Genomic DNA, 24820 nt, shown 5'->3' with positions numbered 1-24820 from the left:
GCACAAGAGGTGTAACAGCGGGGTCAGCCCGTGGTGTGCTCCCGCAGGAAGGCGATGTCGTCCTTGCGGCCCTCGTCCGCGGTCTCGCAGATCACCGGCGCGTCGGCGGCCTCGACCACGGCGACGAGCAGGTCCGGGTCGATCTGGCCGGTGCCGAAGTTGGCGTGCCGGTCGGCGCCGGAGCCCGCCGCGTCCCGCGAGTCGTTGCAGTGCACCAGATCGATGCGTCCGGTCAGGGCCCTGATCCTGTCGACCGCATCGATCAGCGCCTCGCCGGCGGCCCAGGCGTGACAGGTATCCAGGCAGAAGCCAATTCCCTTGTCGCCGATGTGATCCCACAGTTTGCCGATGGTGTCGAAATAGCGGGCCATTGCGTGGTCGCCGCCTGCGGTGTTTTCCAGATACACCGGCACGTCTGTTTCCAGGTAGTCCAGCGCCTTGACCCAGCGCTCGAAGCCGGCTTCCATGTCGTCGTCGTCGGCGTGGCCGCCATGCACGATGACCGCCGTCGCGTTGATTTCCGCCGCCGCGTCGCAGGTGTCCTGCAAGATCTTGCGCGACGGGATCCGGATGCGGTTGTTCGCCGAGGCGACGTTGATGAGATACGGGGCATGGATGTACAGCGGCACCGCCGAGGCTTTGAGCGCCTCGGCATCGTCGCGGGGTTTCGGTTTCTTCCAGCTCTGCGGGTTGCCGAGGAAGAACTGCACCACGTCGGCGCCGTCGGCTTGCGCGGCGGCCAGCGGGTCGTCATTGCGGACGTGTGAACCGATGAGCACGTCGGCCAGTCTAGTGACGGGCCCCGACACCAGCGCAACGAAAAAGCCCCGGGCGAACCCGGGGCTTTTTCGTTGTCGACTAGCGGTAGTCGCTGTAGCCGTAGTCGTCCAGCGGCACCGCGGCACCGGTGGCCTGGCCGAAGTCCGGGCTGTAGTACTGATCCTCGTAGGACGGGATCGTGTACGCGGCGGCCCGGGCCTCCTCGGTCGGCTGCACCTGGATGTTGCGGTACCGGTTGATACCGGTACCGGCCGGGATCAGCTTTCCGATGATCACGTTCTCCTTCAGACCCTGCAGCTTGTCGCTGCGGCAGTTGATCGCCGCATCGGTCAGCACTCGCGTGGTCTCCTGGAACGACGCCGCACTCAGCCACGAGTCGGTGGCGAGGCTCGCCTTCGTGATACCCATCAGGACCGGACGTCCGGCGGCGGGCTCACCGCCCTCAGCCACCACCCGGCGGTTCTCCGCCTCGAAGTCGGCCCGGTCGATCAGCGAGCCGGGCAGGAACTCCGTCGAGCCCGAGTCGATGATCGTGACGCGGCGCAGCATCTGGCGGACGATCACCTCGATGTGCTTGTCGTGGATCGACACACCCTGGGCGCGGTAGACCTCCTGGACCTCGCGGACCAGGTGGATCTGCACCTCGCGGGGGCCCTGCACGCGCAGCACCTCGTGCGGGTCGGCCGAGCCTTCCATCAGCTGCTGGCCCACCTCGACGTGGTCGCCGTCGGACAGCACCCGCTCGGAACCGTCCTCGTGCTTGAACACACGCAGCCGCTGCCGCTTGGAGAGCTTGTCGTACACGACCTCCTCGCTGCCGTCGTCGGGAACGATGGTGATCTTGTAGAACCGCTCACCGTCCTCGAGACGAACCCGCCCGGTGACGTCGGCGATCGGCGCCTTACCGCGCGGGATGCGGGCCTCGAACAGCTCCTGAACCCGGGGCAGACCGCCGGTGATGTCCTCACCGACACCACCCTGGTGGAACGTACGCATGGTCAGCTGGGTACCGGGCTCACCGATGGACTGCGCGGCGACGATACCGACGGCCTCGCCGATGTCGACCAGCTTCCCGGTCGCCATCGAACGCCCGTAACAGGTCGCACACACACCGGTGCCGGTGGTGCACGTCAGCACCGAGCGCACCTTGACCGACGTGATGCCCGCGGCCAGCAGAGCCTCGATCTCGGGGTCACCCAGGTCCTCACCGCGCGGAACGACCACGTTGCCGGCCTCGTCGACCGCGTCGGCGCCCAGAGTCCGCGCGTACGCCGAGGTTTCGATGTACGGGTCGCGGATCACGGTGCCGTCGGCCTGGCGCTCGGCCAGCTCGACGATGATGCCCCGCTCGGTCTCGCAGTCGTGCTCGCGGACGATGACGTCCTGGCTGACGTCCACCAGACGACGGGTCAGGTAACCCGAGTCCGCGGTACGCAACGCGGTGTCCGCCAAGCCCTTTCGAGCGCCGTGCGTGTTGATGAAGTACTCCAGCACGGTCAGGCCCTCACGGAACGAGGACTTGACCGGACGCGGGATGAACTCACCCTTCGGGTTGGTCACCAGGCCCTTCATGCCGGCCAGCGTTCGCGTCTGGGTGAAGTTACCCGTGGCGCCCGAGTCCACGATCGTGATGATCGGGTTGTCGGCCGGGTAGTGCTCACGCAGCGCCTGACCGACCTCGTCGGTGGCTTCCTTCCAGATCTCCACCAGCGCCTCGTTGCGCTCGTCGTGGTTCAAAGCACCACGCTGGAACTGCTTTTCGACCTTCTCGGCCCGCTCCTCGTACTGGTCGAGGATCTCCTTCTTGCGCGGCGGGACGAGCACGTCGGCCATCGAGACCGTGACACCGCTGCGGGTCGCCCAGTAGAAACCGGCGTCCTTGAGCTTGTCCACGGTCTGCGCGACCACGATCATCGGGTAGCGCTCGGCGAGGTCGTTGATGATCGCCGCCTGCACCTTCTTGTGCATCTGCTTGTTCACGAACGGGTAGCCGACCGGCAGCAGTTCGTTGAAAAGCACACGGCCCAAAGTGGTCTCGGCCATCCACGCATCGCCCGGCTGCCAACCGTTGGCGCCGAACAGCTCGGCCTCGATCTCGGCCGGCGGACGCAACTGGGTCAGCCGCACCTTGATCTTGGCCCGCACCGACAGCACGCCGCGATCCGACGCCATGATCGCCTCGGCCGGCGAGGAGTACACCCCGACCTCGGGCTCGTCCTTGGCGGCCGGCTTGAATTCGCCCTTGTCGCCGTCGACCTCGGTGGTCAGGAAGTACAGACCGGTCACCATGTCCAGACGCGGCATGGCCAGCGGGCGGCCCGACGCGGGCGACAGGATGTTGTTCGAGGACAGCATCAGGATGCGGGCCTCGGCCTGCGCCTCGGCGCTCAGCGGCAGGTGCACCGCCATCTGGTCACCGTCGAAGTCGGCGTTGAACGCCTCACACACCAGCGGGTGCAGCTGGATCGCCTTGCCTTCCACCAGCATTGGCTCGAAGGCCTGGATACCCAGCCGGTGCAGGGTGGGCGCGCGGTTCAGCAGCACCGGGTGCTCGGCGATGACCTCTTCGAGGACATCCCACACCTGGGGACGCTGACGCTCCACCATGCGCTTGGCGCTCTTGATGTTCTGCGCGTGGTTGAGGTCCACCAGCCGCTTCATCACGAACGGCTTGAACAGCTCCAGCGCCATCAGCTTGGGCAGACCGCACTGGTGCAGCTTGAGCTGCGGACCGACCACGATGACCGAACGGCCCGAGTAGTCGACACGCTTACCGAGCAGGTTCTGGCGGAACCGGCCCTGCTTACCCTTGAGCAGGTCGGAGAGCGACTTCAGCGGGCGGTTACCCGGTCCGGTGACCGGGCGGCCGCGACGGCCGTTGTCGAACAGCGCGTCCACCGACTCCTGCAGCATCCGCTTCTCGTTGTTGACGATGATCTCGGGCGCGCCGAGGTCGATCAGCCTCTTGAGTCGGTTGTTGCGGTTGATCACGCGGCGGTACAGGTCGTTGAGGTCCGAGGTGGCGAACCGGCCACCGTCGAGCTGCACCATCGGGCGCAGTTCCGGCGGGATCACCGGGACGGCGTCGAGCACCATGCCCATCGGGGAGTTACCCGACTGCTGGAACGCGGCGACCACCTTGAGCCGCTTGAGGGCGCGAAGCTTCTTCTGCCCCTTGCCGTTCTTGATGACGTCACGCAACGACTCGGCTTCGGCGTCGATGTCGAAGTTCTCGATCAGCTTCTGGATCGACTCCGCGCCCATCGCGCCGGTGAAGTACTCACCGAAGCGGTCGATCAGCTCGCGGTAGAGGTTCTCGTCGACGATCAGCTGCTTGGGAGCCAGCTTGGTGAAGGTCGTCCAGATCTCCTCGAGCCGGTCCAGCTCGCGCTGGGCCCGGTCGCGCAGCTGACGCATCTCGCGCTCGCCGCCGTCGCGGACCTTGCGGCGCGCGTCGGCCTTGGCGCCTTCGGCCTCCAGCTCGGCCAGGTCGGCCTCGAGCTTCTGGGCCCGGGCCTCCAGGTCGGCGTCGCGCTGGTCCTCAATCGCCTTGCGCTCCACCATCATTTCGGCCTCGAGCGTCGAGAGCTCGTTGTGACGCATCTCGTCGTCGACCGAGGTGATGACGTAGGCGGCGAAGTAGATGATCTTCTCGAGATCCTTCGGCGCCAGGTCGAGCAGGTAGCCCAGCCGCGACGGCACGCCCTTGAAGTACCAGATGTGCGTGACGGGCGCCGCCAGCTCGATGTGGCCCATCCGCTCGCGACGCACCTTGGCGCGGGTCACCTCGACGCCACAGCGCTCACAGATGATGCCCTTGAACCGGACGCGCTTGTACTTGCCGCAGTAGCACTCCCAGTCGCGAGTCGGTCCGAAGATCTTCTCGCAGAACAGGCCGTCCTTCTCCGGCTTCAGCGTGCGGTAGTTGATCGTCTCCGGCTTCTTGACCTCGCCGTAAGACCATTGCCTGATGTCCTCCGCGGTGGCCAGGCCGATACGGAGTTCATCGAAGAAGTTGACGTCGAGCACGTAACTCCCTTTCCCCTTGCGGGTTTAGTAACCAATCAGAGGTTGCCCGGCGTATCGCTACGCCAGGTCCTCCACTGAAGCAGATTCGTTGCGGGACAAGTTGATTCCCAGGTTCGCCGCCGCCCGCTCGAGGTCCTCGTCCTCGCCTTCGCGCAGCTCGATCGCCGCACCGTCCGAGGAGAGCACCTCGACGTTGAGGCACAGCGACTGCAGTTCCTTGAGCAACACCTTGAAGGACTCGGGAATGCCCGGCTCCGGGATGTTCTCGCCCTTGACGATCGCCTCGTACACCTTGACCCGGCCGACGGTGTCGTCGGACTTGATGGTCAACAGCTCCTGCAGCGTGTACGCCGCGCCGTAGGCCTGCATGGCCCAGCACTCCATCTCACCGAAGCGCTGACCACCGAACTGCGCCTTACCACCCAGCGGCTGCTGCGTGATCATCGAGTACGGACCGGTGGAGCGGGCGTGGATCTTGTCGTCGACCAGGTGGTGCAGCTTCATGATGTACATGTAGCCCACGGTCACCGGGTACGGGAACGGCTCGCCACTGCGGCCGTCGAACAGCACCGCCTTGCCGTCGCCGTTGACCATGACCTCACCGTCGCGGTTGGGCAGCGTGCAGGACAGCATGCCCTGCAGCTCCTCCTCCTTGGCGCCGTCGAACACCGGCGTCGACACGATCTGGTCCGGCTGCGCGTGCCGCAGCTGCTCGGGCAGGTTGACCGCCCACTCGGGCGAACCCTCGATGTTCCAGCCGGACTTGGCCACCCACCCGAGGTGGGTCTCCAGGATCTGGCCGATGTTCATCCGTCGCGGCACACCGTGCGTGTTCAGGATGATGTCCACCGGGGTGCCGTCCGGCAGGAACGGCATGTCCTCCTGCGGCAGGATCTTGCCGATGACGCCCTTGTTGCCGTGGCGTCCGGCGAGCTTGTCACCGTCGGAGATCTTGCGCTTCTGGGCCACGTAGACGCGCACCAGCTCGTTGACACCGGCCGGCAGCTCGTCGTCGTCCTCGCGGGAGAACACCCGGATGCCGATGACCTTGCCGGACTCGCCGTGCGGCACCTTCAGGGAGGTGTCGCGAACCTCGCGGGCCTTCTCACCGAAGATCGCGCGCAGCAGCCGCTCCTCCGGGGTCAGCTCGGTCTCACCCTTCGGGGTGACCTTGCCGACCAGGATGTCGCCGTCGCGGACCTCGGCACCGATGCGCACGATGCCGCGCTCGTCCAGGTCGGCCAGCACCTCGTCGGAGACGTTCGGGATGTCCCGGGTGATCTCCTCGGCGCCCAGCTTGGTGTCGCGGGCGTCGATCTCGTGCTCCTCGATGTGGATCGAGGTGAGCACGTCCTCCTCAACCAGCCGGTTGGAGAGGATGATCGCGTCCTCGTAGTTGTGCCCTTCCCACGGCATGATCGCCACGAGCAGGTTCTTGCCCAGCGCCATCTCACCGTTCTCGGTGCAGGGACCGTCGGCGATGACCTGGCCGGCCTCGACCCGCTCCCCCGCGTCGACGATCGGCGACTGGTTGGCGCAGGTGCCGTGGTTGGACCGCTCGAACTTGCGCATCCGGTAGGTGTGCCGGGTGCCGTCGTCGGCCATCACGGTGATGTAGTCGGCGGAGACCTCCTCGATCACGCCGGCCTTGTCGGCCACCACCACGTCGCCGGCGTCGATCGCCGCGCGCAGCTCCATGCCGGTACCCACCAGCGGCGCCTCGCTGCGCACCAGCGGAACCGCCTGGCGCTGCATGTTGGCACCCATCAGGGCACGGTTGGCGTCGTCGTGCTCGAGGAACGGGATCATGGCCGTGGCCACCGACACCATCTGGCGCGGCGACACGTCCATGTAGTCCACCTCGGACGACGGCACGTACTCGACCTCGCCCGCCTTCCGGCGGACCAGGACACGCGACTCCTCGAACCGGCCCTTGTCGTCGATCGGCGAGTTGGCCTGCGCCACGACGTGGCGGTCCTCCTCGTCGGCGGTCAGGTAGTGGATCTCGTCGGAGACCACACCGTCGACGACCTTGCGGTACGGCGTCTCGATGAAGCCGAACGGGTTGACCCGGGCGTACACCGACAGCGAGCCGATCAGACCGATGTTCGGACCCTCCGGGGTCTCGATCGGGCACATGCGGCCGTAGTGCGACGGGTGCACGTCACGGACCTCCAGGCCGGCGCGCTCACGGGACAGACCGCCGGGGCCCAGCGCCGACAGGCGACGCTTGTGGGTGAGCCCGGACAGCGGGTTGTTCTGGTCCATGAACTGCGACAGCTGGCTGGTGCCGAAGAACTCCTTGATCGCGGCGACGACCGGCCGGATGTTGATCAGGGTCTGCGGCGTGATGGCCTCGACGTCCTGCGTGGTCATCCGCTCACGGACCACGCGCTCCATCCGCGACATGCCGACCCGGATCTGGTTCTGGATCAGCTCGCCCACGGTGCGCAGCCGGCGGTTGCCGAAGTGGTCGATGTCGTCGGTCTCCACCGGCACCTCGGTGCCGCCGGGGACCGTCATCGTGGCCTGGCCCTCGTGCAGGCGGACCAGGTACTCGATGGTGGCGACGACGTCTTCCTCGGTCAGCGTCGACGACGTGATCGGCGCGCCGACGTTCAGGCCGAGCTTCTTGTTGACCTTGTAGCGGCCGACGCGGGCCAGGTCGTAGCGCTTCTCCTTGAAGAACAGGTTCTCCAGCAGGGTCTGCGCCGACTCCTTGGTCGGCGGCTCGCCCGGACGCAGCTTGCGGTAGATGTCCAGCAGCGCCTCGTCAGTGCCGGCGGTGTTGTCCTTCTCCAGCGTCGACATCATGATCTCGGAGAAACCGAACCGCTCGGTGATCTGCTCGTTCGTCCAGCCCAGCGCCTTGAGCAGCACGGTGACCGGCTGGCGGCGCTTGCGGTCGATGCGGACGCCGACGGTGTCGCGCTTGTCGACGTCGAACTCCAGCCACGCGCCGCGGCTCGGGATCACCTTGACGCTGTGCAGCAGCTTCTCGGTCGACTTGTCGATGGTCTCGTCGAAGTACACGCCCGGCGAGCGGACCAGCTGGCTGACCACCACACGCTCGGTCCCGTTGATGATGAAGGTGCCCTTTTCGGTCATCATCGGGAAATCACCCATGAAGACCGTCTGGCTCTTGATCTCGCCGGTGTTGTTGTTGATGAACTCGGCCGTGACGAACAGCGGGGCCGCGTACGTCATGTCCTTGTCTTTGCACTCGTCGACCGGCGCCTTGACCTCGTCGAAACGGGGGTCGGAGAACGACAGCGACATCGAGCCGGAGAAGTCCTCGATCGGCGAGAGCTCGTAGAGCACCTCTTCCAGGCCGCCCACCGGAGTCGCTCCTGCCGCGGTCTCACCGCGGGCCATCGCGGCCTCACGCCACCGCGGCGCGCCGATCAACCACTCGAAGGAGTCGATCTGCACGTCGAGCAGCCCCGGAACCTCGAGCGGTTCGCGGAGCTTGGCGAAGGAAACTCGGTTGGGCGCTCCGGGCACGGAGCCGTTTGAAGAACTTCCGTTAGAGGAACTTTGTGGGCGATCCGTCTTGCTCTGGCGGAAATCTGCCAAGATGCATCCTTCCAGCACCTCGTGCGACTCACGAAGACCGGGACCACCGGCCAGCTCGCCGCGAATTGTGTCGGTTCGGCCGGCGAACGATCTGTCCGGATCTCACGCGCAACTAGAACTAAGCCGCTTGAGGGGGCTCAGGCTTAGACCACGGTGTCAGGTGGCGGGTGAGGTGGGCAGGAGGTAGCCAGCGCAACGTCCAACAATAGCGCAGGACGGCGCATTCCTCAACTTCCCAGCATCAGCAGTCCAGGGACATCGGCGCTGGCTGGCGTTTCGACTTTCCGCTGGATACATGCTGCCCAACAGACTGGCCCGTTTGCGGCCCGTCGTCAAGAGGGCGGGCCGTCGTGTTTACGCGGAGTTATCGCAAAACACGCCGGGCCGGTGGCCTAGTCGCCGACCTCGTGCGCCCGGTACTTGTGGGTGCCTTCCATGTCGTCGATGATCGCGGCCTGTGCCTTCTGCGGCAGGGTGTGCAGGATCTCCCGCACCCGCGCCTGACGCCGGGCGACCGCCTTGCGCTCCGGCATGCCCGGCGACGCGACGATCTGCGGGGGCACCCCTTCGATCTCCTCGACACCGCCGGCGTGCTGCCCGGCGTCCAGCGCGGCCTGCTCCTCGGCCATGGTGGCCTCGTCCTTTTCCTCGGACATGCCGATCGGCCCGATACGGCGACCGTTGAGGAACTGCCGCACGACCGGCTCGTCGCTGGTCAGCAGGACCTCGCGCGGACCGAACATGACCAGCTTGCGGCGGAACAGCATGCCCATGTTGTCCGGCACCGTGCGGGCGATGTTGATGTTGTGGGTAACGATCAGCACCGTGGCGTCGATCTGGGCGTTGATGTCGAGGATCAACTGGCTCAGGTACGCGGTACGGACCGGGTCCAGACCGGAGTCGGGCTCGTCGCAGAGGATGATCTGCGGGTCCATCACCAGGGCGCGGGCCAGGCTGGCGCGCTTGCGCATACCACCGGAGATCTCGCCGGGGAACTTCTTCTCGTCGCCACCGAGACCGACCAGGGTCAGCTTCTCCATGACGATGTCACGGATCTCGCCTTCCTTCTTCTTGGTGTGCTCGCGCAGCGGGAACGCCGCGTTGTCGAACAGGTTCATCGAACCGAACAGCGCGCCGTCCTGGAACATCACGCCGAACAGCGTGCGGATCTCGTAGAGCTCCTTGGCCGTACATTGCAGGATGTCGGTGCCGTCGATCACCACCGAGCCACGCTCGGGCCGCAACAGACCGATCAGAGACTTCAAAAAAACCGATTTGCCGGTACCCGACGGCCCCAGCAGGACGCTGACCTCCCCGGCGGGGATTTCCAGCGTCACGTCTTCCCAAATCCTCGAGGAGCCGAAGGACTTCGTCAGTCCATTCACCTCGATAGCGACGCCCATGGGGAATCCTTCCGTCGAAAGTCGTGCCCGCCACCTGCCCTTTTATGTGGCATGAGTCACTGTAGCGCACGCCTGCCACACGGCAGCAGGGATGCGGGCGACAGCGGAGAAAATTGACGGTCCTGAGATCAGCCGGAAGCCCGCACGGCACAACTTATTTGACGCACGTGTTAGCCAGCGGGCGCCCAGTTGCCGTGGAAGCCCATCGGCACCCGCTGCGGCAGGTGCACGGTGGCCACCCGCTCGAGCGTCTGCGCGTCCAGCATGAGCAATTGGCCCTCATCGCTGTCGCGGTGATAGCCGAAGCCCATCAGGATGCCGTCGTCCTCGGCGCGGGCGGCGGGGTTGGGCACAAAGGACATCTCGCCGAGCAAAAGGCCGGCATCGAGGGCGGCGACGGCACTCGATCCGGTCGCGAAGTCGTGCTTGTAGAGCGCGGTGGACATCTCGGACGCACCGTTGGCCAGGTAGCCGCCGTCGGTGCCGATGGTGTAGCCGAATCGGTGCCGCCCGCCCAGCAGGGTCTCGTTGATGCGCGGGAACTCCTGCGGGCGATCGTCGCGGCGTTCGCTGGCGATCGCCCCGGTCGCGAGGTTGAGGGTCCAGCGATCCAGGGTCGGCCGGCTGTCGCCGGGGCCGCGCAGGTCGCGGTCGAACATCCGCGAGTAGCGGACCACATCGAGCACCAAAACCTCGGTGCCATCGCGCATCTCGGAGTAGGCGTTGAGCGGGTGGTAGACGTAGCAGGGCTCGATGTCGAACCAGCGGATGTCTTTATTGCCGCCCTCGCGCGGCATGACTCCGATGCGCGCCTGGTAGTCAGGGTTCCAGCGGTAGGGCATCCGGTTGATCGGCTCGCGATTGCGGTTGATCATCGCGGTCAGCGGTCCCGGGACGCGGACGCGCCCGATCAGCGATTGCATCACCAGCCGGGCCGGCAAACTCAGCCACCGCGGCACGTCCGCCGGCATCACCTGCACGGGATCGAACGTCACCGGCAGGTCGTAGATCACCACGTAGTTGTCGGTCAGGGAGAAGTCGTGCATCATCGGCGACCCGCCGACCTCGATGTCGACGGTGCGACGGGCGCGGCCGGCGGTGTCGATCACCGAGTACTGCACGGTGCGCCCGCGGGTGAAGGCGTAGGACACGGCGTGCAATTCGCCGGTGCGCGGATCGCGGTGCGGATGGGCGGTATAGCCGCCGAACAGGGTGCCGTCGAAATCACACGGCCCCTCGGTGTCCAGCTCCTCGGTCAGCCGATAGTTCGCCCCGCCCCCCTCGACGAGCGCGAGCGTCTGCCCGGCATGGCTGAGCACGTTGGTGTTCGGGCCGACGGACAGCATCCCGGCGCGCGGGTCCAACCCCCGCGGCGCCGGCTGGGCCAATGCTCTGCACACGTGCGCGGTGCGCACCCAGCGATTGCGGTACCAGCGGGCCTGCCCGTCGCGCAGCGCCACCCCGTGCACCATGGCGTCGCCGCTGAACCAGTGGTAGACGGCCGGGTCCACCTCGGCGACCGGGTTGGGGCCGTTGCGCAGGTAGCGGCCGTCGAGGTGTTCGGGAATGTGCCCGGTGACGCGCAGATCGTGTGCGGTGACTTCGGCGTTCACCGGCGCCAGGAAGTCCTCGAGATAGGGGTTGGCGGGTTTGACGGTTTCCGTGGTCACCATGGCTGAGCTCCTATAACATCGTTATTGCAGCGTTATTGGCACGGTACGCCGCCGATGAGAAGATGGCAACGATGACTTCAGAGGTTCAGCGCAGCGTTCGCGACGAGATGCTGCACGCCGCGGTCGGCCTGCTCGACGAGCACGGGCCCGACGCCCTGCAGACGCGCAAGGTGGCCGGCGCCGCGGGCACCTCCACGATGGCGGTGTACACGCACTTCGGCGGGATGCGGGGGCTGATCGCGGCGGTGGCCGAGGAGGGCCTGCGGCAGTTCGACGCCGCGCTGACGGTGCCGCCGACCGCCGACCCCGTCGCCGACTTGTTCGTCACCGGCGCCGCCTACCGCCGCTACGCCATCGGGCGCCCGCACATGTATCGGCTGATGTTCGGCAGCACCAGCGCGCACGGCATCAACGCGCCCGCCCACAACGTGCTGACGCTGAGCGTCGCCGAGATCGAGCGGAGCTACCCGAGCTTCGCGCACGTGGTGCGCGGGGTGCACCGGTGCATGCTGGCCGGCCGGATCACCGTGGGTGTCGCGAACGACGATGCGTCCGTCGTAGCCACCGCGGCGCAGTTCTGGGCGCTGATCCACGGGTTCGTCATGCTGGAGCTGGCCGGCTATTACGGCGACGACGACTCGGCGGTCGCACCGGTGCTTGGCGCGATGACGACGAACTTGCTTGTCGCGCTTGGCGATTCACCCGAGCGGGTGGCACGGTCGCTGCAGTCGGCCAGGCGCTGAACACGCGAAACCCCCGGGATGGCGATCCCGGGGGTTTGCGCGCTTGCGACTTACTTGACGGTGACGGTGGCGCCGGCGGCCTCGAGCTTGGTCTTGGCCTCGTCGGCGGCCTCCTTGGCCACCTTCTCCAGCAGCGGCTTGGGCGCGCCGTCGACCAGGTCCTTGGCCTCCTTGAGGCCCAGGCCGGAGACGATCTCGCGGACCACCTTGATGACGCCGATCTTCTTGTCACCGGCGGCCTCGAGGATGACGTCGAACTCCGACTGCTCCTCGGCGGCCTCGGCGGGCGCACCGCCGGCGGCGCCACCACCGGCGGCGGCGACGGCGACCGGGGCGGCCGCGGTGACCTCGAAGGTCTCCTCGAACTTCTTCACGAAGTCGGAGAGCTCCAGCAGGGTCATTTCCTTGAATGCGTCGAGCAGGTCGTCAGTAGACATCTTTGCCATGGTGTGGGTCCTTCCTTGTTTTTCCAGGTTCGGGGTTGGTTGTTATTCGGCTTCGGCCGGCGTTTCCGCCGCCTCAGCGGGTGCTTCCGCAGCGGGTTCTGCGGCTGCGGGCTCCGCAGCGGCGGCCGCGGGACCTTCCGCAGCCTTCTTCTCCTGCAGCGCCGCCGCGAGCCGGGCGACCTGCGAAGCGGGAGCGTTGAACAGCCCCGCCGCCTTGGCGAGGTTGCCCTTCATCGCACCGGCCAGCTTGGCCAGCAGCACCTCGCGCGACTCGAGGTCCGCGATGCGCTCGACTTCGGCGACCGTGAGCGCACGGCCGTCCATGTAGCCGCCCTTGATGACCAGCGCCTTGTGTTCCTTGGCGAAGGTCTTGATGGCCTTGGCGGCGTCGACCGCTTCCCCGGTGACGAAGGCGATGGCCGTCGGGCCGGCGAAGAGCTCGTCGAGCCCCTCCACCCCGGCCTCCGATGCCGCCCGCTTCACCAGCGTGTTCTTGGCCACCGAGTAGGTGGCCGATCCGTTGAGCGAGCGCCGCAGCTCGGCCAGGTTGGCCACGGTCAGACCGCGGTACTCCGTGATCAGGGTGGCGGTCGATTCCTTGAACTGCTCGGCGATGTCTGCAACGGCGGTGGCCTTGTCAGCCCTGGCCATGCCTACCTCCTGAAGTGAAAGTCAATGCGACGTGTCGTCTCGATTCCCCGAAGAACGACGAACGCCCCGGCGCAGAAGCGGCCGGGGCGTGAAAATACGCCGGCGCGAGCCGGCGGTGATGCCTCGTCCTCCTGCGTGGGCCGCCGGGATGCTCCCGGACCTTCAACCGATTGCTCGGTGACCGACGGTCTTCGGTGGATCGGCTAACACAATAGCGTGGCCAGCGCGATCAGCCAAAACGGCGGCCTCAGGTGACGGCCAGGACCAGCAGGACGAACACCGCCAGCAGCAGGATCACCCGCACCCGGTGCCGCCGGTCCCAGCGCGCGGCGAGCTCGCGCGAGAGCTCACCGGTGCTCGGCCACTTCGCGATGCGGTTGTTGATCGGCACCAGCAGCGCGACCGTCAGCACTATCACCACGGCCATCAGCCCCGCCGCGATACCGCAGAGCCAGTCGCGCTGCTCGCCGCGCTCCTGGATGGCGAGCGAGGCCACCAGCAGCAGGGTGACGGCATACCAGAACGGCATCGTCGTGCCCAGCGCCCGGGCGGCCCCGCCGCGGGCCGCCCGGAACCCGTCGTCGGGCAGCCGGGCGATGAGCGGGTTGAAGAAGACCGCGACCGCCAGTTCCACGCCAACCATCAGTCCGGTGACCACGACCGCGAGGGCGTCGATGCTGTTGTTCATGGCAACGACCTTGGCATGGCACCGGGCGCGAGGGTCGCCAGCCGGGCTGCGCCGATCAGGCCGGCCTCGCCGCCGAGCTCACCCGGCACCACCCGCAGCCCGGACAGGAAGTCCAGCCCGGCGTATTCGGCGAGCTTCGCCCGCAACGGGTCGAAGAGCACCGGCCCGGATTTGGCGACGCCTCCCCCGATCACCACGAGATCCAGATCGCACACCGCACCGACCGAGGCGATCATCGCGGCGAGCGCCTCGCCGCCCCGATGGAATGCCCGCTGGGCCAACGGGTCTCCGGCGGCCGCCGCGGCGGCCAGGTCGCGGGCTCCCGCCTCGGGCGGCGCGGACCATCCGCTCTCCCGCGCCCGGCGCACCATCCACGGCCCGGACGCGACGGTCTCCACGCAGCCGTGGCCGCCGCAGGTGCAGGGCCGCCCGCCCAGCTCGACCACCACGTGCCCGACGTGACCGGCGTTGCCGGTGCGCCCCGAGTAGGGGACGCCGTCGAGCACCAGCCCGCCGCCCACCCCGGTGGAGACCACCATGCCCAGCAGGAACCGGGCGTCCGGGGCCGCGTTCTTCCCCGCGCCGATCCAGTGCTCCCCCAACGCCATGCAGACGCCGTCACCGGCAAGCACCACCGGCAATCCCGGCACCGCCGCGGCGACCTTGTCGCGCAACGGAAAACGGTCCCAGCTGTCGATGTTGATCGGGCTGACCGAGCCGCTGCGCAGATCGATGGGCCCGGCCGAGGCGATCCCGACGGCGCCGACCGCAGCGTCCGCCGCCCGCAGCGCGTCGGCGATCATCGCCTCGATGACGGCCCACACATCGCCGGCGGCGGGCGTGACCGGGGTCGGACGGATGGCGGTATAGACCAGTTTTCCCGCCGAATCCGCCAGCGCGGCAGCTATTTTGGTGCCGCCGATGTCCAGGCAGAGGGTGAGCATGGCGCTCAGTGCCGGTGGGTGTTGTCGGGTTGGCGGGGGTCGCCGGGATGCTCGTAGCCGGGCGCCAGCCGCACCAGCGCGGCTCGCCGCGCGTCCAGCCACAACCGGAAGGCGCGCCGGCGTGCGGCGCCGCGCAGGAGCTCCTCGATCGCCGACCGCACCTCGTCCAGTGGCGGGGCCGCCAATGCCGTTGTGCGCCAACCATGTTCGCCCCGTTGCGGCGGGGCGAAGCGCAGCGGGTTGCGGGCGTGATAGGCGGCCACCTCGGTGTCGTCCACCCGCACCGCGGCGGTGACGTCGGCGAACAGCGCCCGGGCGCGAGGATCGGTCAGCACGGCGGCAGCGACGCTGCCGATCTCCAGCCGGGCGGTCACGTCGGGCAGCAGCTCGGCTTCGGACGGCGCGCCGCGCGCGCTCAGCCCGCGGGCCTCGGCTTCGGCGGCGATCACCCGCTCGGTGACGACGAGCTGGGTCAGCCACCGCCGCAGCTGGCGGCCCTCGCTGGTGCCGCTGCGGGGCAGGGCGCCCGCTCCCCGTGTGGTGCGCAGCCTGGCCTCGGCGTCGTCCACGACGCCCGACGAAACGGGCACGCCGGCCACGGTCGCTATCGGGTGGATGCTCATGTCACCGTCACCTTCACCGCCGGCGAGTAGACCAGTCGTCCGGCGCAGCCGATCCGCACCAGCGCCCACCACCGACCGGCTTCCAGCCAGGCCGGCGGCGTCAGCTGGAAGCGTAGGTCGACGGTGCCGCGGGCGGGTAGCACCGCGCCGAGGGCGCCCGGACCCATCCACTCCCAGGTGCCCCACGGGCTGATCAGGTGCGCCTCCAGCGCCAGGTCGGCGCCGGCGTGGCTGCCGACCGTGACCTGCAGGGCGCCCGCCTCGCCGGGTGCGAGCGCGACGTCGGCCGGCCCGTCGGCGAGGTACACCAGCTCGTCGTCCGCGCCGCCCACGGTCACCACGCAGACGTCCTCGACGGGCTGGTGCCAGCACACCGGGACCTCGTCGCCGGTGATGCGGAGTTCGGCGCGGATCGGGTAGCGGCCGGGTGCGGCGCGCTCCCGGACCGACACCACCACGTCCTGGTGGCAGTGGTCGCCGCTGCGCAGGGTGACGGGCAGCTCGGCGGGCCTGGCCGTCCAGCCGTCCGGGCAGCGGAGGCTGACGGTCCCGCGCAGCGTGGCGTCGGTGCAGTCGCCGGCCACGGTGAGGCGCAGCGTCACCTCGCCGCCGGGCTCCGCGTTCGCCCGCGGCGGGTGCAGGTGGGCGACCGCCGGCAGCCCGCCGAGCGGCGCGGGGCCGCGATTGTGCAGCCAATACCGCGCGTACAGCGGCTGCGCGACCTCGGCGTGCGGGGCCAGGGCGGCGCCGCCGGCCGCGGCCGGGGGCGCGTCGGCGCGGGCCAACACGGTCACCACCTGGTAGCCGTGCAGCTCGACCGAGGACACGGGTTCGGGATGGGTTTCCAGCAGATCGACGCGCCGCAGGTCGCTCAGCGTCGCGACGTCGGAGTCGATCACGACGGCGGTGCGGGCGCCCGTGGTCTCCACCAGCCGCAGGGTGACCGTGTTCGGGTCCAGCGGCGCCGCGCTACCCGCGGTCAGTGGGTTGCCCGCGGCCTTGAGGGCGCCCAGCTGCACCGATTCCGGCTCGACCCGCAGCAGCGATCCGGTCGGCGGCAGCGCTGCGGCGCGCCGGCCCGGCGTGACGGCGAGCAGCGGCTGGGAGAACTCGGCGCTGGGGGTGGGGATCCGGGCCTGGCGCCAGTCACCCGCCCCGCTCACCAGCGCGTAGTCGAAGGCGTGGGTCCAGTGCTGCAGCTGGAAGTTGGAGCCGTCGGGCGCGGTGCGGCGCGGGTCGTCGATCCAGATGCCCGACGGCCAGCCGGTGCAGGACCGCATCAGCGCGGTGTGCAGGGTGCCCTCGGTGTCGACGGCGAAGCTGGGCACCCCGCGGTTGAGCAGGGCGACCGTGCGGTCCTCGAAAGCGCCCGTCCCCGACGGTGATTGCTGTGTCACGGCGATCTCGGCGTCGCCGAGGTCGCCGGCCACCGCCGCGATCGCCGCCCGCAGTTCGTCCTCGTCGCGGCCGTCGATGACCAGCACCGGCAGCGCCCGCGGCGAACGCAGGTCGGCGTCGGGCACCCACACCGCGTCCAGCGGCGCCTCGGCCGGCACCCAGACGAGGGCCCGGCCGGTCGCCGCCAACTGCCGCTCCAGCTCGTCGCGGTGGGCGGGAGCGTTGGCCAGCACGGCCTTCGCGAACGCGTTGCGGGCGGGCCCGCCCAGCGCGATGCGCACGTCGGGCAGGTTCGAATCGACCTCGAGGTGGCCGTAGCGCGGCTTGCCCGCGGCGCTGCAGGTGGCCGTGACGCCGGCGCGCACCAGCGCGACCATCAGCTCCCGGGCCAGCGGCCCGGACACCGCCTCGGCCGGCGACACCACCTCGGCGACCGAGATCGCCCGCACGCCGGCGCCCGGCACCCGGACCCGGGCCGCCGAGGACAGGCCGAACCAGCCGTACGCCGGGTTGTCCAAGGTCCACAGGTGCCGGGCGGTGTCCACCGAGCGGGAGCCGCCCGCGCCGTCGTGCAGCAGCGCGAAACCGCGCCCGACGACGGCGTCGCCCACCTCGCTGACCGGCATCGCGCCGGGCACCGGGCACGGCCAGCGCAGCCGCACCAGCTGGTCGGCGCCGCTGAACTCGTCGATGGTGGTGCGGCAGTCCACCCGCGCGACGCCGCGCCACAGGGTCAGGGTCTGGGTGTAGCGCAGCAGCGTGCCGATCCGGCCGCGCACCACCACCCGCTCACCGAGCGGCCCGTGGAAGGCCTGCACCCGCGCGGGCGTCGCCGACGAGCACACCACCGGCCCCTTGGGCAGCAGGTGCCAGGGGCCCTCACCCTGGCTGGGGTGCGCCGGGTACTCCTCGTAGACGGCGAGCTCGTTGCCCACCCGGCCATCGGCGATCAGCTCGCGGCCGTCCTGCACCAGCGAGGCCACCCCGCCGCCGCGGGCCTTGTCCACCCGGATGCGGTAGTGCTCGTTGGCGATCACCGACCCCGCGACCGGTTCCCAGCCGGCCGGATCGTCGCGTTCGGGCGCGGGCACCAGCCGGTACGCCCGCCAGCCCAGCGACGGCACGTCGCGCGCCAGCCAGCTGACCGACCGGCCGTCGTGTTCGACGTGCGCCGCCTGCTCGGCCCCGTCGGCGTCGAGCACCCGCACCCGGGCGCCCAGCGGCGGGTCGAGGCGCGCGGTGACGACGTCGGTGCGCCGGCAGGTCAGCGGGTTCCACACGATCACCTCGCCCGGGCCGGAACCGACCCCGCCCGACAGCATCGCCAGCGAGTTGTCGCGGGCCGCGCGGCCCAGCTCCCAGGCGTCGCGCCAGCCGGTCAGCAGATCGAGGTACACCTGGTCGGATTCCGAACCGGTGATGGCGTCGTGGTGCGCGCCGTAGGCCAGCTGCACCCACGCCTTGGCCAGCGCGGCCTGCGGGTAGGGGGCGCCGGTCAGCAACCCCGCGAACACCGCGAAACGCTCGGCGGCCAGGACGGCGTTCTCGGCGGCACGATTGGCCTGCTTGGTGTCGATGTAGGACACGTCCTTGCCCGTGTAGATCGGGTTCATGTCCCGGGTCTGCGGCGATGGTTCTCGAGGCGCGCCGCGCCCATGCGCCAGTTCGGCGCGCACCGCCGCGAAGAACTCGCACGGCAGCGCACACACGAAGCGCGGCCAGGTGTAGCGGGCGGCCCAGTCGCGGTGGATGTCGGTGACCCACTTGTTGGGCGGGGTGTAGTCGGTGCCGACGGGCAGCAGCACGTTGCGGGTCAGCGCGACCTTCTTGAGCTGATCGAACAGCTGGTACGTGGCCTCCTCGGCCTCGCCCAGCGACGCCGCGGAGTCCATCCACCAGCCCGCCGAATAATGCGCCGGCATGTAGTGGGTGAGCAGGCCGCGGCCCGACGGCGAGATCCACTCGAATTCGCTGGCGAACTGCATGCGCTCGACGTCACCATCGGAGCCGCCACCCAGCGCCGGGCCCCACTGGTGGTGCGGTCCCCGGGCCCACGAACTCGACGTCAGGCCGGCGTCGGCGGCCATCCCCGGAAACTGCGGATCGTGGCCGAACACGTCCAGCTGCCACGCGGTGGCCGGGTTTGCCCCCATGATGTGGCGCTGAAAACCCATGCCGTGCACCAGGTTTCGAATCGTCGTTTCGGGGCTGGTGAGGTTGGTGTTGGGTTCGTTGTAGGTGCCGCCCATCACCTCGACGCGACCCTGGCCGATGAAGCGGCGCAGATCGGCCCGGTCTTCGGGGCGGGTGTCCCAGTACGGCTTGAGGTAGTCGACCTCGGCCAGCACGAACTTGTACTCGGGGTCGCGGCGTGCCATCTCCAGATGCGCATGCACCAGGTCGAAGCCGTTGGTCTGGCGGGCCCGCCCCGGCGGGTCCTCGGTCCACTCGCTGGTGTAGGCGCCCTGGGTGTTCCACCACACCGGGTCGTAGTGGAAGTGGCTGACCATGTACATGGTCCAGCCGGGTTCGGCGACGGTGAACTCGAACGGCAGCCGGTGGCCGCCGGCGTGCGCCAGGGCGGGCCGGCGCTGCCCGACGACGGCATCGTCGACGCGCACCGCGACCTCGACGACCTCGCGCCCGGGCTCGGCGACCGCCCGCCCTCGCACGCCGCCGCCGTCGATACGGATCGGCGCGGGTTCGGCGCACCCGGAGACGGTGACGCGGACCAGCTGCAGCGGCGCGTCCGGGGGCCCGACGAAGAGCTCGGTCGACTCGGCCTTGGTTATTCGCATGCCGAAACCACCTGCATCCCCGCACCTTACGGCGCGCGAGACCCAGGATCGAGCTAACATCCGACCGTGCCCGCCCTCGCCCCGCCGGTCGCCGACGAACGCAGCGCCCTGCGCGAATTCTTGGCGTTTCACCAGAGCGCGTATTTCGCGGTCAGCCACGGCCTCACCGACGAGCAGGCCCGGTGCACGCCCTCGGTCAGCGCGTTGTCGATCGGCGGGCTGGTCAAGCACGCGACCGGGATGCAGCGCAGCTGGATGGCGCGCGTCGCCGCGGCCCCCGACGCGCCGCCGAAGGACCCGCGCCCGTTCGAGCAGATCGCCGCGGAGTTCGCCGACCAGCACGTGATGCGGCCGGACGAGACGCTGGCCGGGCTGCTGGAGGCGTTCGAGGCGCAGAGCGCGACCTCGCTGCGGCTGGTGGAGACCGCCGACCTGGACGCCGCGGTGCCGGTGCCGCGGGACATCCCGTGGTTTCCCAAGAATCAGCAGGCCTGGTCGGTGCGCTGGGTGATCCTGCACGTGATCAACGAGCTGGCCCGCCATGCCGGGCATGCCGACATCATCCGGGAGTCGATCGACGGCGCCACCATGTACGAGTTGATCGCCGCGCGGGAGGACTGGGCGATCGAGGGCTGGGTGCAGCCCTGGAAGAGCGGGGACGGCGGCGGGCGCCCGAGTTAGAGGATTGGGCCTCATCCGCGCCGATTTGGCACACTGCACAGATGAGCTCTGCCAAACATCGAGAGGGCGCCAAGCTCGACCGGGTGCCGTTGCCGGTCGAAGCGGCCCGGGTTGCCGTGACCGGCTGGCAGGTCACCCGCACCGCCGCCCGCATCGTCACCAAGCTGCCGGGCCGCGGCCCGTGGCAGCAGAAGGTGATCAAGCAGCTCCCCCAAACCTTCGCCGACCTGGGACCGACGTACGTCAAGTTCGGTCAGATCATCGCGTCCAGTCCCGGCGCGTTCGGGGAATCGCTGTCCCGCGAATTCCGCGGCCTGCTGGACCGGGTGCCGCCCGCCGACGCCGACGAGGTGCACAAGCTGTTCGTCGAGGACCTCGGCGGTGACCCGGCGGAACTGTTCGCCAAATGGGACGAGACGCCGTTCGCGTCGGCGTCGATCGCGCAGGTGCACTACGCCACCCTGCACACCGGCGAGGAGGTCGTCGTCAAGATCCAGCGCCCGGGCATCCGGCGCCGGGTCGCGGCCGACCTGCAGATCCTCAAGCGTTTCGCCCAGGCCGTCGAACTGGCCAAGCTGGGGCGCCGGCTCTCAGCGCAGGACGTGGTCGCCGACTTCTCCGACAACCTGGCCGAGGAGCTGAACTTCCGGCTGGAGGCGCAGTCGATGGAGGCGTGGGTGTCGCACCTGCACGCCTCGCCGCTGGGCCGCAACATCCGGGTGCCGCAGGTGTTCTGGGACTTCACCAGCGACCGGGTGCTGACCATGGAGCGGGTGCACGGCATCCGCATCGACGACGTCGCCGCCATCCGCAAGGCCGGCTTCGACGGAACCGAACTGGTCAAAGCGCTGCTGTTCTCGCTGTTCGAGGGTGGACTGCGGCACGGCCTGTTCCACGGCGACCTGCACGCCGGCAACCTCTACGTCGACGAGGCGGGCCGCATCGTCTTCTTCGACTTCGGCATCATGGGCCGCATCGATCCCCGCACCCGCTGGCTGCTGCGTGAGCTGGTCTACGCGCTGCTGGTGAAGAAGGACCACGCCGCGGCGGGCAAGATCGTCGTGCTGATGGGCGCGGTCGGCACCATGAAGCCGGAGGCCGAGGCCGCCAAGGACCTGGAGCGCTTCGCCACCCCGCTGACCATGTCGACGCTGGGCGACATGTCCTACGCCGACATCGGCCGGCAGCTGTCCGCGCTGGCCGATGCCTACGACGTCAAGCTCCCCGCGAGCTGGTGCTGATCGGCAAGCAATTCCTCTACGTCGAGCGGTACATGAAGCTGCTGGCGCCCAAGTGGCAGATGATGTCGGATCCGCAGCTGACCGGCTATTTCGCGAACTTCATGGTCGAGGTCAGTCGCGAGCACTCCTCCGACGTCGAGGTATAGGAGCACCGCGGTGCAGGTCCGCACGGGACACGCCATTTCCGGCGATCTGAAGCTGTACTACGAGGACATGGGCGACATCGACGACCCGCCCGTCCTGCTGATCATGGGGCTCGGGGCCCAGCTGCTGCTGTGGCGGGTCGCGTTCTGCGAGCAGCTGGTCGGCCACGGCCTGCGCGTCATCCGGTACGACAACCGCGACGTCGGCCTGTCCAGCAAGACGCAGCACCGCAGCTCGGGACAGCCACTGGTGATCAAGCTGCTGCGGTCCTGGCTGGGTCTGCCCAGCCGCTCGGCGTACAAGCTCGAGGACATGGCCGACGACGCCGCCGCCGTGCTCGATCATCTGGGCATCGAGCGCGCCCACATCGTGGGCGCGTCGATGGGCGGCATGATCGCGCAGATCTTCGCCGCGCGATTCCGCGCGCGGACCAGCACCCTGGCGGTCATCTTCTCCAGCAACAATTCGGCGCTGCTGCCGCCGCCGGCCCCGCGCGCGTTGCTGGCGCTGCTGAAGGGCCCGCCACCGAGCTCGCCGCGCGAGGTGATCATCGACAACGCGGTGCGCGTCGGCAACATCATCGGCAGCCCGCGCTATCGCGTGCCCGAAGAACAGGCCCGCGCCGAGGCCGCCGAGGGCTACGACCGCAACTACTACCCGCAGGGCGTCGCGCGGCATTTCGGCGCGGTGCTGGGCAGCGGCAGCCTGCGCCGCTACAACCGCCGGACCACCGCGCCCACCGTGGTGATCCACGGCCGCGCCGACAAGCTGATGCGGCCGTTCGGAGGTCGCGCCGTGGCGCGGGCGATCGACGGCGCACAATTGGTGACATTCGACGGAATGGGCCATGATCTTCCACAGCAGTTGTGGGAACAGGTGATCGGCGTGCTGACGAAAAACTTCAGCAGAGCCTGCTAGCCAAAAACACTCGGCAGAAACGCATCCCCGTGATTTTCCGTCCATGTCGCGGGGCTGTACCGTTGGCAGAGAAGGGTGGGTGTCCCAAATGGCCAAGCTGAAGCCGTATTACGAAGAGTCGCAGGCGACCTACGACATTTCGGACGACTTCTTTGCACTGTTCCTCGACCCGAACATGGTGTATACCTGCGCCTACTTCAAGAACGACGACATGACCCTGGAAGAGGCGCAGCTCGCCAAGATCGATCTGGCGCTGGACAAGATGCAACTCGAGCCGGGGATGACGGTCCTCGACGTCGGGTGCGGCTGGGGCGGCGCGGTGGTCCGCGCCGTCGAGAAGTACGACGTGAATGTCATTGGCATCACGCTGAGCCGCAACCACTACGCGCGCACCAAGGCGAGGCTGGAGGCGATCCCGACCACGCGGCGCGCCGAGGCCCGGCTGCAGGGCTGGGAAGAGTTTGACGAGCAGGTCGATCGAATCATCAGCTTCGAAGCGTTCGACGCGTTCAAAAAGGAACGCTGGCCCGCGTTCTGGGATTGGGCCTTTAAGACCCTTCCCGAAGGCAGCCGAATGTTGATGCACAGCATTTTCACGCATCCGCAGACCTACTGGCGCGAGCACGGCATCACGATCACGATGTCGGATCTGCGATTCTTGCGCTTCCTCGGCAAGGAAATTTTTCCCGGCGGGGGCATGTGCGGCGAACCCGATATCGTCGACAATGCCCGGGCCAGCGGATTCTCGCTCGAGCAGGCGCAATATCTGCAGCCGCATTACGCGCGCACGCTGGACACCTGGGCGGCCAACCTCGAGGCCAATCGCGAACGGGCCATCGCCATCCAGTCCGAAGAGGTCTACGACCGCTACATGCGCTACCTGACCGGCTGCGCGGAACTGTTCCGCAAGGGCATCTCCAACGTCGCCCAGTACACGCTCACCAAGTAGCGGGCCGGTCGGGTGGACGTGAACCAGTCCGCCCTGGAAAAGTAGACTCCGTATCCGCGGCCGGGCCCGCGACGCGCACCCGCACCCTTTTCGAAATTACGCCTCGCCGTTGGGTATCGTTGCTGGTCAAATGCGACCCCTCCGATGCGTGCGCGGGTGGTAGGAAGTGGACCTCATCGGAGGAGAACAGGACGAAAATGGCTGAGCAACCGACTAGCCCAACGAAGACGCGGACGCGTTCGGAGGACATCCAGGCGCATTACGACGTCTCCGACGACTTCTTCGGCCTGTTCCAGGATCCGTCCCGGATCTACAGCTGCGCCTATTTCGAGCGCGACGACATGAGTCTGGAAGAGGCCCAGTACGCCAAGATCGACCTCAACCTGGACAAGCTGGACCTCAAGCCGGGCATGACCCTGTTGGACATCGGCTGCGGGTGGGGCACCACGATGAAGCGCGCCGTCGAGCGGTTCGACGTCAACGTCATCGGCCTGACGCTGTCCAAGAACCAGCACGCCCGCGCCCAGGCGTTGCTCGATTCCGTCGACACCGGCCGCTCGCGCCAGGTCCGCCTGCAGAACTGGGAGGACTTCAACGAGCCCGTCGACCGCATCGTGTCGATCGAGGCCTTCGAGCATTTCGGCCACGAGAACTACGACGACTTCTTCAAGCGGACCTTCGACATCATGCCCGACGACGGCCGGATGACCGTGCAGAGCAGCGTCAGCTACCACCCGTACGACCTGGCGGCGCGCGGCAAGAAGCTGAGCTTCGAGACGGCGCGGTTCATCAAGTTCATCGTCACCGAGATCTTCCCGGGCGGCCGGCTGCCGTCCACGCAGATGATGGTCGATCACGGCGAGAAGGCGGGATTTGTTGTGCCCGAGCCACTTTCGCTGCGGCCGCACTACATCAAGACGCTGCACATCTGGGGCGACACGCTGGAGTCGAACCGGGACAAGGCCATCGAGGTCACCTCCGAAGAGGTGTACAACCGCTACATCAAGTACCTGCGCGGCTGCGAGCACTACTTCGGCGACGAGATGCTCGACGTCAGCCTGGTGACCTACCTCAAGCCGGGCGCGGCCGCCTGATTTCCGCGCCTCCTGTCGGATTGGCGCTGCGCGGTTCGTCG

16 protein-coding genes and 1 pseudogene are annotated in these 24820 nt (G+C 68.4%); 6 read left to right on the top strand and 11 right to left on the bottom strand.

Features of this window, described 5'->3' with window-relative positions:
• Window positions 1–23: 23 nt before the first annotated feature.
• From B9D87_RS23160 to B9D87_RS23135, 5 genes are all read right to left on the bottom strand, one after another.
• A complete protein-coding gene (locus tag B9D87_RS23160; protein WP_007767812.1) occupies window positions 24–779 on the bottom strand; it encodes a deoxyribonuclease IV in 756 nt (251 codons plus the stop codon).
• A gap of 79 nt (window positions 780–858) precedes the next feature.
• Window positions 859–4809: a DNA-directed RNA polymerase subunit beta' gene (locus tag B9D87_RS23155; RefSeq protein WP_007767818.1), complete on the bottom strand. Its 3951-nt coding sequence runs from the start codon at window positions 4807–4809 to the stop codon at window positions 859–861.
• Between the two features lie 57 nt (window positions 4810–4866).
• Window positions 4867–8385, bottom strand: coding sequence for a DNA-directed RNA polymerase subunit beta (rpoB, locus tag B9D87_RS23150; protein WP_085977766.1), 3519 nt, complete (start codon window positions 8383–8385; stop codon window positions 4867–4869).
• Window positions 8386–8777: 392 nt separating this feature from the next.
• Window positions 8778–9788, bottom strand: coding sequence for an ABC transporter ATP-binding protein (locus tag B9D87_RS23140; RefSeq protein ID WP_007767822.1), 1011 nt, complete (start codon window positions 9786–9788; stop codon window positions 8778–8780).
• A 170-nt stretch (window positions 9789–9958) separates the two neighbouring features.
• Window positions 9959–11461, bottom strand: coding sequence for a carotenoid oxygenase family protein (locus tag B9D87_RS23135; protein ID WP_007767825.1), 1503 nt, complete (start codon window positions 11459–11461; stop codon window positions 9959–9961).
• A gap of 71 nt (window positions 11462–11532) precedes the next feature.
• On the opposite strand from B9D87_RS23135, the gene B9D87_RS23130 reads away from it, so the two are divergent.
• A complete protein-coding gene (locus tag B9D87_RS23130; RefSeq protein WP_040629534.1) occupies window positions 11533–12204 on the top strand; it encodes a TetR/AcrR family transcriptional regulator in 672 nt (223 codons plus the stop codon).
• Window positions 12205–12254: 50 nt separating this feature from the next.
• Here B9D87_RS23130 and rplL read toward each other — a convergent pair whose 3' ends face one another.
• The 6 genes from rplL to B9D87_RS23100 form a co-directional block, all read right to left on the bottom strand.
• Window positions 12255–12650 (bottom strand): 50S ribosomal protein L7/L12, encoded by a 396-nt coding sequence (gene rplL / locus B9D87_RS23125; RefSeq protein ID WP_007767831.1) that lies wholly within the window; start codon window positions 12648–12650, stop codon window positions 12255–12257.
• Between the two features lie 42 nt (window positions 12651–12692).
• Complete coding sequence (rplJ, locus tag B9D87_RS23120) at window positions 12693–13301, bottom strand: 50S ribosomal protein L10 (RefSeq protein ID WP_007767833.1); 609 nt, start codon at window positions 13299–13301, stop codon at window positions 12693–12695.
• A 247-nt stretch (window positions 13302–13548) separates the two neighbouring features.
• Window positions 13549–13989, bottom strand: a complete 441-nt coding sequence (locus tag B9D87_RS23115; protein ID WP_007767836.1) for an anthrone oxygenase family protein — start codon at window positions 13987–13989, stop codon at window positions 13549–13551.
• Window positions 13986–14933, bottom strand: a complete 948-nt coding sequence (locus B9D87_RS23110) for an ROK family protein (RefSeq protein ID WP_007767838.1) — start codon at window positions 14931–14933, stop codon at window positions 13986–13988. The genes B9D87_RS23115 and B9D87_RS23110 overlap by 4 nt, the downstream gene beginning before the upstream one ends.
• Before the next feature lie 5 nt (window positions 14934–14938).
• Entirely contained in the window at window positions 14939–15556 is a 618-nt protein-coding gene (locus B9D87_RS23105) for a DUF7158 domain-containing protein (protein ID WP_007767842.1), read from the bottom strand.
• Window positions 15553–19752: a glycoside hydrolase family 38 N-terminal domain-containing protein gene (locus B9D87_RS23100; protein ID WP_007767846.1), complete on the bottom strand. Its 4200-nt coding sequence runs from the start codon at window positions 19750–19752 to the stop codon at window positions 15553–15555. The genes B9D87_RS23105 and B9D87_RS23100 overlap by 4 nt, the downstream gene beginning before the upstream one ends.
• A gap of 66 nt (window positions 19753–19818) precedes the next feature.
• On the opposite strand from B9D87_RS23100, the gene B9D87_RS23095 reads away from it, so the two are divergent.
• The 5 genes and pseudogenes from B9D87_RS23095 to mmaA4 all read left to right on the top strand — a co-directional run bounded on the left by B9D87_RS23095 (window position 19819) and on the right by mmaA4 (window position 24779).
• On the top strand, window positions 19819–20433 hold the full coding sequence (locus B9D87_RS23095; protein WP_007767849.1) for a DinB family protein: 615 nt from the start codon (window positions 19819–19821) through the stop codon (window positions 20431–20433).
• A gap of 41 nt (window positions 20434–20474) precedes the next feature.
• Window positions 20475–21820, top strand: a pseudogene (locus B9D87_RS23090) (ABC1 kinase family protein).
• Between the two features lie 67 nt (window positions 21821–21887).
• Window positions 21888–22736, top strand: a complete 849-nt coding sequence (locus tag B9D87_RS23085) for an alpha/beta fold hydrolase (RefSeq protein WP_415623650.1) — start codon at window positions 21888–21890, stop codon at window positions 22734–22736.
• 88 nt (window positions 22737–22824) lie between these two features.
• Window positions 22825–23685, top strand: coding sequence for a cyclopropane mycolic acid synthase family methyltransferase (locus B9D87_RS23080; protein WP_007767855.1), 861 nt, complete (start codon window positions 22825–22827; stop codon window positions 23683–23685).
• A 197-nt stretch (window positions 23686–23882) separates the two neighbouring features.
• Window positions 23883–24779: a hydroxymycolate synthase MmaA4 gene (mmaA4, locus tag B9D87_RS23075; protein ID WP_007767856.1), complete on the top strand. Its 897-nt coding sequence runs from the start codon at window positions 23883–23885 to the stop codon at window positions 24777–24779.
• Window positions 24780–24820: the final 41 nt, after the last annotated feature.

The sequence above is a fragment of the Mycobacterium colombiense CECT 3035 genome (assembly GCF_002105755.1).
GTDB lineage: Bacteria > Actinomycetota > Actinomycetes > Mycobacteriales > Mycobacteriaceae > Mycobacterium > Mycobacterium colombiense.
The sequence above is the reverse complement of the archived record's forward strand: the minus strand, read 5'-3'. Positions and strand labels throughout refer to the sequence as shown.

Excerpts from the sequence above, each read along its gene's own strand:
- B9D87_RS23140 (WP_007767822.1), bottom strand. The coding sequence starts at position 9,788 with ATGGGCGTCGCTATCGAGGTGAATGGACTGACGAAGTCCTTCGGCTCC.
- B9D87_RS23135 (WP_007767825.1), bottom strand. The coding sequence starts at position 11,461 with ATGGTGACCACGGAAACCGTCAAACCCGCCAACCCCTATCTCGAGGAC.
- B9D87_RS23130 (WP_040629534.1), top strand. The coding sequence starts at position 11,533 with ATGACTTCAGAGGTTCAGCGCAGCGTTCGCGACGAGATGCTGCACGCC.
- rplL (WP_007767831.1), bottom strand. The coding sequence starts at position 12,650 with ATGGCAAAGATGTCTACTGACGACCTGCTCGACGCATTCAAGGAAATG.
- rplJ (WP_007767833.1), bottom strand. The coding sequence starts at position 13,301 with ATGGCCAGGGCTGACAAGGCCACCGCCGTTGCAGACATCGCCGAGCAG.
- B9D87_RS23115 (WP_007767836.1), bottom strand. The coding sequence starts at position 13,989 with ATGAACAACAGCATCGACGCCCTCGCGGTCGTGGTCACCGGACTGATG.
- B9D87_RS23110 (WP_007767838.1), bottom strand. The coding sequence starts at position 14,933 with ATGCTCACCCTCTGCCTGGACATCGGCGGCACCAAAATAGCTGCCGCG.
- B9D87_RS23105 (WP_007767842.1), bottom strand. The coding sequence starts at position 15,556 with ATGAGCATCCACCCGATAGCGACCGTGGCCGGCGTGCCCGTTTCGTCG.
- B9D87_RS23100 (WP_007767846.1), bottom strand. The coding sequence starts at position 19,752 with ATGCGAATAACCAAGGCCGAGTCGACCGAGCTCTTCGTCGGGCCCCCG.
- B9D87_RS23085 (WP_415623650.1), top strand. The coding sequence starts at position 21,888 with ATGGGCGACATCGACGACCCGCCCGTCCTGCTGATCATGGGGCTCGGG.
- B9D87_RS23080 (WP_007767855.1), top strand. The coding sequence starts at position 22,825 with ATGGCCAAGCTGAAGCCGTATTACGAAGAGTCGCAGGCGACCTACGAC.
- mmaA4 (WP_007767856.1), top strand. The coding sequence starts at position 23,883 with ATGGCTGAGCAACCGACTAGCCCAACGAAGACGCGGACGCGTTCGGAG.